At 66.9% G+C, this 1732-nt stretch carries 2 protein-coding genes; one reads left to right on the top strand and one right to left on the bottom strand.

Going from position 1 to position 1732, the window contains the following annotated elements; all coding sequences use genetic code 11:
• Positions 1-67 precede the first annotated feature (67 nt).
• Positions 68-1018: an IS5 family transposase gene (locus ABZ154_RS34960; RefSeq protein WP_356838494.1), complete on the top strand. Its 951-nt coding sequence runs from the start codon at positions 68-70 to the stop codon at positions 1016-1018.
• Positions 1019-1036: 18 nt separating this feature from the next.
• Here ABZ154_RS34960 and ABZ154_RS34965 read toward each other — a convergent pair whose 3' ends face one another.
• Positions 1037-1465 carry a VOC family protein gene (locus ABZ154_RS34965; RefSeq protein WP_356838496.1) on the bottom strand — a complete coding sequence of 143 codons (429 nt, stop codon included), beginning with the start codon at positions 1463-1465 and terminating at the stop codon, positions 1037-1039.
• Positions 1466-1732: the final 267 nt, after the last annotated feature.

Consider the following 1732-nt stretch of genomic DNA (forward strand, 5'->3'; position numbering starts at 1 on the left):
TTCGGCTACCTCACCCCGGCCGAGACCAGGCAGCGACATCAACACACCCTCGCGGCATAACGAACGAGTGTCCGAGATCACGGGGAAACTTCAGTTCGAGGGTGTGATCTGGCGGTTCAAGACAGGCGGGCAGTGGCGGGAGATGCCGCAGGAGTTCGGTGCCTGGTCGACCGTTCCCAACTGCTTCCGGCAGTGGCGTGACGCGAGTGTGTTCGAGGCCCTGATGGAAGGGCTGATCGCGGAGGCTGCGAGGCGGGGCGAGGTGGACCTGTCCCTGGTCAGCATCGACTCCACCACCGCGCGGGCCCACCGCGCGGGCCCACCACGACGCCGCCGGGATGCACCGGGACCAGGACGTCATCACCGCGCTGGAGGAGGGCTGCCGCCGAGGAAGAGAAGGCCGGGTCAAAGGGGGAGGGGAGGCCGCGAAGAACAAAGCGGGCAGGACGCCGAAGCTGATCCCGAGCGGGACGAGCGACGACGCATCCGGCGTCGGCAAAAGCTCCGACTGAAGGCCGCCCTCCTCGGACGTTCCAGAGGCGGGCAGACCAGCAAGATCCACCTCGCCGCCGACCGCAAGTGCCGCCCGCTGGCGTTCGTCCTGACCGCTGGACAAGCCGCTGACAGCCCGCCGTTCATCCCAGTGCTGGGAAGGATCCGCGTCCGCGGCCCTGTCGGCCGCCCCCGCACCCGGCCGGACGCAGTCGCCGGGGACAAGGCGTACTCGTCCCGCGGCAGCCGCGCCCACCTGCGCAAACGCCACATCAAGGCAGTCATCCCGGAGAAGTCGGACCAGGCCGCCAACCGGAAGAAGAGGGGCTCCAGGGGCGGTCGGCCCGCCAGCCACGACGCCGACCTTTACAAGGAGAGGAACACGGTCGAGCGCCTGATCAACAAGCTCAAGTCCTGGCGGGGCATCGCCACCCGATACGACAAGACCCCGGACAGCTACCTCACCGGACTACACCTGCGCGCCTCGATGATCTGGATCAAAGACCTCACCCGAGGCACCCCTTGATCACAGCCCCGTCGCGCCCTAAGGGCGGACGTAAGGCCGAGTCATGACCTCCATGTTGTGACCGTCCGGGTCGTCGAAGTAGGCGCCGCGACCACCGAATAGACGGTTGATCTGGCCGGGTTCGGTGTGGCTGGGGTCGGCGTAGTAGGTGACCCCGACCACCTCCAGGCGGGTGATAACGGCGTCGAACACCTCGTCAGGGACGAGGAAGGCGTAGTGCTGCGACTGGATCGGCTCGTCCCTCTTCTCGTAGTAGTCGAGCGTCACGCCGTTGCCAAGGTCGACGGGCAGGAACGGCCCAAACGGGGCGCCGACCTTCAAGCCCAGGACCGCGGCGAGGAACTCGGCAGACAGGTGCCGGTCGCTTGCGTAGATGGCAGTGTGGTTCAGCTGGACGCCGGCCGCCGACAGCTCGGACTCATGCGGGTACTGCTGCTCATAGGACATCAGTGGTGTGTCTCCGGTCTTGGGATCCGCTGGAATGGGGCGCCGTATGGCGCTGGGAGCTAAGACGCGGAGAAGGTCGGCGGGCCTCTTGCCCGCCTCGTGCTCACGCCGAGGCCGGGACCCTCACTCGTGCGTGGCCCATGGCCGACCCGGCAGTCACCTGACCGACCTTAGACGCTGTTGTCTTTCCGAGTCTGACGACTGTGTTTTCGCTGGTCATGGGTAGGGGCGGCGTCGGTGTGGGAGTGATGGGGTGTCTTCGTCGCT

It is taken from the genome of Streptomyces sp. NPDC006261 (genome assembly GCF_040613515.1).
GTDB lineage: Bacteria > Actinomycetota > Actinomycetes > Streptomycetales > Streptomycetaceae > Streptomyces.